General features: G+C 73.5%; 3 protein-coding genes. 2 read left to right on the top strand and 1 reads right to left on the bottom strand.

All coding sequences use genetic code 11. From position 1 onward, the window contains the following. The coding region (locus ACWGPF_RS12385) for a hypothetical protein (RefSeq protein WP_452333108.1) at positions 1-4,632 on the bottom strand (4,632 nt) is incomplete at its 3' end. 286 nt (positions 4,633-4,918) lie between these two features. Here ACWGPF_RS12385 and ACWGPF_RS12380 point away from each other — a divergent pair. After that, on the top strand, positions 4,919-6,454 hold the full coding sequence (locus tag ACWGPF_RS12380) for a LuxR C-terminal-related transcriptional regulator (RefSeq protein ID WP_452333107.1): 1,536 nt from the start codon (positions 4,919-4,921) through the stop codon (positions 6,452-6,454). Between the two features lie 10 nt (positions 6,455-6,464). After that, positions 6,465-8,012 carry a response regulator transcription factor gene (locus ACWGPF_RS12375; RefSeq protein ID WP_452333106.1) on the top strand — a complete coding sequence of 516 codons (1,548 nt, stop codon included), beginning with the start codon at positions 6,465-6,467 and terminating at the stop codon, positions 8,010-8,012. The last annotated feature ends 131 nt before the right edge of the window (positions 8,013-8,143 follow it).

Below are 8,143 nucleotides of genomic sequence, written 5' to 3'. Positions count from 1 at the left end.
GTCAGCCGTCAGCGTGAAGTCGGTGTCCACCGCCGTGCCGCCGTCGTCGTTCACGACATCCTTCACGAGCGTCAGCACCGCCGGCACGTCGTCGTTCGTCAGCTCGCAGACGGCGCTCCCGCCGTTCGCGAGCTCGATCCGCCCGTCGACCACCTCCACGGGAGTCTCGCGCGTCGCATCGGTCCAGCAGGACACGTCGACGAGGGAGTACCCGTCGAACGCCGTCTCGCCGATCACGTACCCGCCCGCCGACACCTCCGCACCGGTCACCGCCGCATCGCCCTCCGCACCCGAGACCGGCGTCGGACCGTCAGCCGTCAGCGTGAAGTCGGTGTCCACCGCCGTGCCGCCGTCGTCGTTCACGACATCCTTCACGAGCGTCAGCACCGCCGGCACGTCGTCGTTGACGATCGTGCAGACGGCGTCCTCGCCGACGCCGAGCACGAGCTCGTCGCCCTCCAGCGCACCGCCGTCGCAGCTCCAGGCGCCCGCGGCGTACCCCGAAGGCCCCGACTCCGACAGGACGTAGGTGCCGGCCAGCACGTCCACGACCGTCACCTCCTCGCTGCCGGTGGAACCCGACAGCGGCGTCGGGCCGTCGGCCTCGAGCGTCCAGTCGATCGCCGACGCCGCGCCGCCGTCGTCGTTCACGACCGTCTTCACGAGCGTGAGGGTGGGCGCGACATCGTCGTTCACGATCGTGCACACGGCGCTCTCCCCGATGTCGATCGTCAGCTGGTCGCCCTCCTGCGTGCCGCCGGCACAGCTCCACGCGCCCGCCGCATAGCCGGGCTGCTCGACCTCCGAGAGCGTGTACGCCCCCGGGGCCACCGCGACGTCCGTCACCTCGACCGCGCCCGAGATGCCGGTGACGGTCTCCGGCCCCTCGGCCGTGAGCGGGAAGTCGTCGACCGTCCGGGTGCCGCCGTCGTCGTTCACGACGACCTTGACGAGGGTGAGTCGGGGGGCGATGTCGTCGTTCACGATCGTGCACACGGCGCTCTCGCCGATGCCGAGGGTGAGCGTGGCGCCGTCGAGCGCTCCGCCGTCGCAGCTCCAGTCGCCCGCCGCATAGCCGTCGGGACCGCTCTCCGTGAGGTCGTAGGCGCCGGCGAACACGGCGGCGTCGGTGACGGCGGGGGCTCCCGTGGCACCGGAGATCTCGATCTCGCCGGACGCCGTCAGGGTCCAGTCGGTCGCGACGGACGTGCCGCCGTCGTCGTTCACCACCTGCTTGACGAGGGTGAGCCGGGGCGCCACGTCGTCGTTGACGATCGTGCACGTGACATCGCCGCCGTTCGGCACCGTCACGACACCCTCGGCTGTCACGCTGCCGCCCTCGCAGACCCAGGCGCCCGGCTGGTAGCCGCCGGGGCCGTCCTCCGTCAGCGTGTACGCGCCGGCGGGCACGGTCGCATCGGTGATCTCGGGATCACCCGTGACGCCGCTCACCGTGACCGGGCCGTCTGCCGTGAGGGTCCACGCGGCCGGGTCGACCTCTCCCCCGTCGTCGTTCGTCACGCTCTTGATGAGGGTGAGCTCGCCGGGCTCGTCGTCGTTGACGATCGTGCACACCGCCGTGTCGCCGACGGCCAGCTCGAGCACGTCGCCCGAGAGCACGCCGCCGGCGCAGCTCCAGTCGCCCGCCGCGTAGCCCTCCTGCGTCTGCTCCGACAGCGTGTACGAACCGGCCGCGACCGCGACATCGGTGACCGCGTCGTCGCCGGATGCGCCCGTCACGAGGTCGGGCCCGTCGGCCGTGAGCGGGAAGTCTTCCGTGCCGAGCGTTCCGCCGTCGTCGTTCACGACCTGCTTGACGAGGGTGAGGCGCGGGGCGATGTCGTCGTTCGTCAGCTCGCAGTAGGCGGTGCCCGCCCCGCTCAGCGTGATCTGCCCGTTCTCGACCGGCACCTCGGTGTCGCGGTCGGCCGTGGTCCAGCACGACAGGCCGGTGAGGTCGTATCCGTCGACCGCATCCTCGCCGATCGTGTAGACGCCGGCATCGACGACCGCGGCGGTGATCGCCGCATCGCCTTCCGTGCCGGAGATCGGCGTCGGGCCCTGGGCGTGGAGCGTGAAGTCGGTGTCGACGGCCGTGCCGCCGTCGTCGTTCACGACCTCCTTGACGAGCGTCAGCTGCGCCGGCACGTCGTCGTTCGTCAGCTCGCAGAAGGCGCTCGCGCCGAGAGCGAGCTCGATCTGCGCATCGTCGACGGCGACCTCCGTCTGGCGCGAGTCGTCCGTCCAGCACGAGATGCCGGTGAGCTGGTAGCCAGGGAGCACCTCCTCCCCCAGCGTGTAGACGCCGGTCGAGACCGCCGCGTCGGTGATCGCCGGGTCGCCCTCTGCGCCCGACACCGGCGTGGGGCCGGTCGCGGACAGAGTGAAGTCGGTGTCGACGGCCGTGCCGCCGTCGTCGTTCACGACCTCCTTGACGAGCGTGAGGTGCGCGGGCTGGTCGTCGTTGACGATCGTGCAGACGACGGCTCCCCCGTTCGGGACCACGACCTCGTCGCCCGCGACGGATGCGCCGGAGCAGCTCCACGCGCCCGGCTCGTACCCTGCCGGTCCGCTCGTCTCCGACAGCGTGTAGACGCCGGCGGCGACCTCCTCGACGGCCGTCCCGCCGGCGCCCGAGATGGGCGTCGGACCGTCGGCCGACAGCACCCACGCCGCCGGATCCGCCGTGCCGCCGTCGCCGTTGTCGACCTGCTTCACGAGCCGGAGCGTGCCGGGGAGGTCGTCGTTCGCGAGCTCGCAGAACGCGCTCGCCCCGTTGGCCAGGGCGATGGAGCCGTCGGTCACCGGGACGATCGTCGTTCGCGTGGAGTCCGTCCAGCACGAGACGCCCGTCTGCGCGTAGCCGTCGAGGGGGTCCTCGCCGATCGCGTACGAGCCGGCCGAGACCTCGACGTCGGTCACCTCGGGCGCGCCCTCTGTGCCCGACAGCGGCGTCGGGCCGTCTGCCGTCAGGGTGAAGTCGACGTCCTCCGCCGTGCCGCCGTCGTCGTTCACGACGGCCTTCACGAGCGTGAGGTGCGCAGGGGCGTCGTCGTTGACGATCGAGCAGACCACGCCGGCGCCGGCCGCGACCGTCACGACGTCGCCCTGGAGCGTGCCGCCGACGCAGTTCCACGAGCCGGCGTCGTAGCCGGGCTGGCCGACCTCCGCGATCGTGTACGCCCCCGGCGCCACGAGCGCCGAGAGCGTGCTCCCCTCGTCGGAGTCGGTGTCGACGCCGTCGATCGCCGCCGTCTGGCCCGATGTCGCCGTGAGCGGGAAGTCCTCCGACGTCGCCGAGCCGCCGTCGTCGTTGACGACCACCTTGTCGAGGGTGAGCGAGGTCACCTGGTTCGTGATGACGCACACAGGGGTCATCAGCCCCAGCGTCGCCGCCGAGAGCACGAAGTCGTCTCCCGTGTACGCGCCGTCCTGCCAGACCGTCGTCTGCACCTGAGGGCTTCCCGCGACGAAGGGGTCCTGGTACGTGCAGACGACCGAGAGCCCGGTCACGCCCGGGGGCAGGTCATCGACGATCTCCGCCACGCGGTAATCGGGCTGCGCGATGACGCCAGTCCAGGTCTGCGACGCGTCCGGCGCGATCTGCGCGGTGATCGCGGAGACGCTGCCGTCGGTGTCGGCCACGGGCCCCGTCGCCCCCGCTGGGCCGTGGACGGGCATGGTGTCGGCCTGGTCGACGACGTAGTCGAAGAGCAGATCGGCCGGCGCGGTGCCGTTGACGACCTTCTCCACCGTGAGGCCGCCGCACGTGCCGATCGTGAGCGGGTCGCCGGCCACCATGAAGTCCTGGAGCTGGCCCTGCGTGCCCGCGTTGCCGGTCTTGGTGACGATGTCGCCCGACGTGAAGGTGACGCATCCCGTCGCCGGCAGGATCCCCGATGCCGTGAGGTCGATCGCGAACTCGCCGAAGGTGTCGCCGATCGAGCCGGCGATGTCGGGGTTCGGGCCGAGGAGCGCCTGGAAGGCGAAGGAGCCCGTCTGGACCCACGACGCCCCGTTCCACGCCATCCCGATGACGTTGGTCGAGCCGTTCGGGTTGACGTTGAACTGGATGAGGATGTCGCCGGCGCGCCCGGCGGCTCCGCCCGCGAAGGAGTAGTTGATCGACAGGTCGCCCGTGCCCTGCGGCGCCCGCGTCCAGTACTGGTAGAGCATGACGTGCTGCTGGCCGTCGACGTCGACGATCTCGTATGCGCCGCCCGCCGAACAGAGGTCGCTCTTCTTGTTGGGGAACGGGCCGGGGCTCATCTGCCACGGGTCGTCGTTGAGGTTCTGGCTGTTCGTGCCGCTCACCGTCGGGTCCGTCAGGCTCGATCCGTCGCCCTCGCACGCCTCGACGAGCGAGTAGCTGTCGAGGATGCCGGTCGTCGGATCGCCATCCGGTGTGAGGCCGGGCCCGTAGAAGGCGGCCCAGTCGGAGGGGCCCGCCTTGTTCCCGTCGATCGCGAACGCCGTCGTGATGCCGCCGACCGTGGCCGCCTGCGCAGGCACGGCGACGAGCACGCCGAACGACGCGAGCACGAGGGCCGTGCCCGCCGCGAGCACGGCGCGCGCGCGTCGCCGCCATCCGTGCGACGAGCGCCGCCAGCTGGTCTTCGCCATGATCGACATGAGTTCGCTCCTGCCCGGGCGCACGCCCACCTCCTGCCCGCAGGGGTGCGCCGGTCGGGTCCGGCTGAGCGGGCAGGCGGCCGGCAAGCCGACCGCTGAGGTCAACTTCCTGTCTCCCCGTCTCTGCCCGGGCCCGAGCACGGGTACTTCACCCGCGATGTCACCCCGTCCCGTTCGGAGCGGCTCCCGCGGGATCACGCGGTTTCACCCCCTCCGTCACCCGGGCGGGAGCTCATATATCGGATATCCGGGTGCAACCGGTCGAATCGGGAGCAGAATAACGCTCGTGAAGGTCGGTACGAACGCTTCCGTACCCGGGGAAGCGCACCGAGCGTCCGACGCGTCCGCACGCGTCTACCGCGCGCTCGGTGCCCGGTCCTGGGACGAGGCCCTGCGCATCGTCGAGCAGAACTGGAGCCAGCTGCTCGCGTCCGGCGCGCCCGCACTGCGCGCCGTCGTCGCGACGGTGCCGCGGGATCGGCTCGCGGCGGATCCGCGCTGGACGCGCGCCCGTGCGTACATCGGCGCGCTGCCGGCCGCCGCCCCGTCCCCCGCACCCGTCCACCCCGATGCGCTCGCGGAGGTCGTCCGTCTGACGACGTCCGCCGACCGCGAGCGGCGGACGGGGTCCGCAGCGGGGGCGCTCGCGCTCACCCGACGTGCGAGGTCGGCGTACGACGCCGTGCCGTCCGAGCGGCGCGGCGGACTGCGCGGCGATCTGCCCCGGATGCTCCTCGCGTGGGGTCTCGCAGAGTTCCGCGCGGGCGACCTCGCCACCGCGCAGGAGGACCTCACGCGGGCGTACTCGGCGGCGCGCGCGGTGGGCGATCCCCAGGCCGGCTCCGTCGCGGCCGCCGAGCTCGCGTGGCTCCACGCCGCGGAGGGCCGCCCGAGCGCACGGACCGAATGGGCGGCGATCGCGCGCTCGCTCGCGCCGCGGGGAGTGCCCGGCGGTGCCGTCCCGGCCGCACTCCTCCTCGCCGAGGCCCTGGCGGCGCTCGACGCGCTCGACCTCGCTGGCGCCCGCGTCCGCCTCGAAGCGGCGGCACGGGCGCCGGGAGATCACGCGTTCGACGTCGAGATGCTCTCGGCGCTCGTCGACGCCAAGGATCCCGCCGCCGATCCGCGCGCCCGGTGCGCCCTGCTCGAATCGGGGGCGACCTCGTCCGACGACGTCGCCCTCCTCGCCCTCGCCGACGCGGCGCAGGCCTGTGCACTGCTCCACACCGGCAGCAGCGAGCAGGCCAGACGGCTCCTCACGACGCTGCCCGTCCCCGCGCAGCCCGCCACGCGCGCGCTCCGCGCCGTCGCGCACCTCGTGCAGGGCGACCTCGACCACGCCCTGCGCGACGCCCAGGCCGCCCTGCACGACCTCGGACGCCCCCGCGTCGTCGTGGAGGCATGCGCAGTGGCCGCAGCCGTGCACCTCCGTCGGCGTGACGACGAGACCGCCCCGACGTTCCGCCGGGCCGTCGCCCTCGCCGACGCGCACGGCCTGCCCTGCGCCCTCACGCAGATCCCGCAGGGCGACTTCGACGCCCTCGCGATCTTCGCTCCCGAGGGAAGCCCGTCGATGGCGGTCATCGCATCGACGCCGGTCCGCCGGCCGCCCGCTCCCCGGGTCGCCGGGGTGCGCGCCACCGAGCACGAGATCGCCGCCGTCCGGCTCCTCGCGGCCGGGCGGAGCGTCGCCCAGGCGGCCGCCGAGCTGGGAGTCAGCACGAACACGGTGAAGACGCTCACGCGGCGGATCTACGCCAAGCTCGGCGTCTCCGACCGCCGGCAGATGACGGCGGCCGCCTCCGAACACGGCCTCCTGTGACGGCGACGCCATGGAGCATCGGGGGAAGGACACGGCGGGCACCGTCTTCGACGCTCTCGCGGACGGAAGGTGGGGCGACGCCCTCGACCTCGTCGAGGCCGCCATGCCGGAGCTCCTCGATCGCGACCCCGCGCTCATCCGGACGGTCGCGGATGCCGTTCCGGCCGTCGAGCTGCGGCGACGGCCGTGGTGGCTCGGCCTGCGGCAGTACGTCGTGCACCTGCTGACGGAGCCCGCGAAGCCGCCTGTCTTCCCGGATGTCGACCCGCGCGTCCCGGACCACCTCGACGCCGTCGACCGGATCGTGATCCTCACCGGGCGCGCCGCCGCCCTGCGCACGCGCGGCCGTTTCGCCGATGCCGCGTCGCTGGCCGACGACGCGCACGACGCGCTGCATCGCCTCGACGGCGGCGAGCGCGCACGGCTCCGCCCCGTCGTGGCGATGCTTCTCACGCAGTGGGGCACGACCTTCGCCGCCGCGGCGCTCGCCGACCACGCCGTCGTCGTCCTCGAGGAGGCGCACGGCGCGGCCGAGGCGACCGGCAGCGCACGAGCGGCCAGCGAGTCGGCCGGTGAGCTGGCGTGGATCCACGCCGTCACCGGCTCGGGGAAGGAGGCCGATCGGTGGATCGAGCGCGCGGGATCGCTGCGGGCGCGGCATCCGGGGGTGCAGCACATCCGCGGCGGCCTCGCCCTCGCGCGCGCCTACCGGGCGGGCGACCGGCTCGACATCCTCGAGGCGCTCCGCCTCCTCGACCACGAGGGCGACCCCTTCGAGGAGCTCTCCCTGCTCGCGGCATCGCTCGGCGCCGTGCTGGGCGCACGGTCGGGGGCGGCCGATGCCCTCGCCATGCACAGCAGGATCGAGGTCGCCGTGGCGAGCGCCCCCGGTCCGCGCGCGCTCTCGGGGATCAACGCGGCGGCGCTCGCGGTCGCACGCAGCACCCTGCACGCCTTCCAGGGCCTGTACGAGGCCGCGCTCCTCGACCTCGCCCGCTGCCCGCCCCTGCCGCGGCCTGCGGCCGGCATGATCCGCTCCCGCGCCGGTGTGGCGCGGCTCGGGCTCGGCGACCCGCACGGCGCGCTCGCCGAGGTCGCCAAGGAGTCCGCGAACCCCGCGCCGAGGGTGCGCACGGAGGCGCTCATCGTGCGCGCCGCCGCGCTCCTCCGGATCGGCAACGAGCCCTCCGCCGTCACCGCGTTCCGCGAGGCGCTCGCGGTGTCGTCCGAGAACCGCCTCGGCGGCGCCCTGGCGCTCGTGTCCGCGGCGGATCTCGGTGCGCTGGCCGCGGCATGCGGCACGCCCGCCCCGCTCGACCTCGCGTCGCTGCAGCGCCTGGCGACCCCGGCGGCCGCCTACGGATACGAGCGCCTGAGCCCTCAGCAGCTCGCCGTGCTGCGCGCCATCGCCGAGCGCGAGCACATCGCCGACGCGGCGGCGCTCCTGGGGCTCAGCCCCAACACGCTCAAGACCCACCTGCGCGCTGCGTACCGGCGGCTCGGTGTCGTCGACCGTTCAGGGGCTCTCGACGAGGCGCACCGCCGCGCCCTGCTCTGACCGCGCCCTGCTCTGACCGCGCCCTGCTCTGACCGCGCCGGACAAGACTCAGCGCCCGGGCCGCGGCGATGCCTGCGAGACGTCCGGGCGCTGAGTGGATCTGACAGCAAGGATGCTCCCCCGTGAGCGGC

The organism is Microbacterium sp. NPDC055683 (genome assembly GCF_053617895.1).
This window is presented reverse-complemented; position numbering and strand designations above follow the sequence as displayed.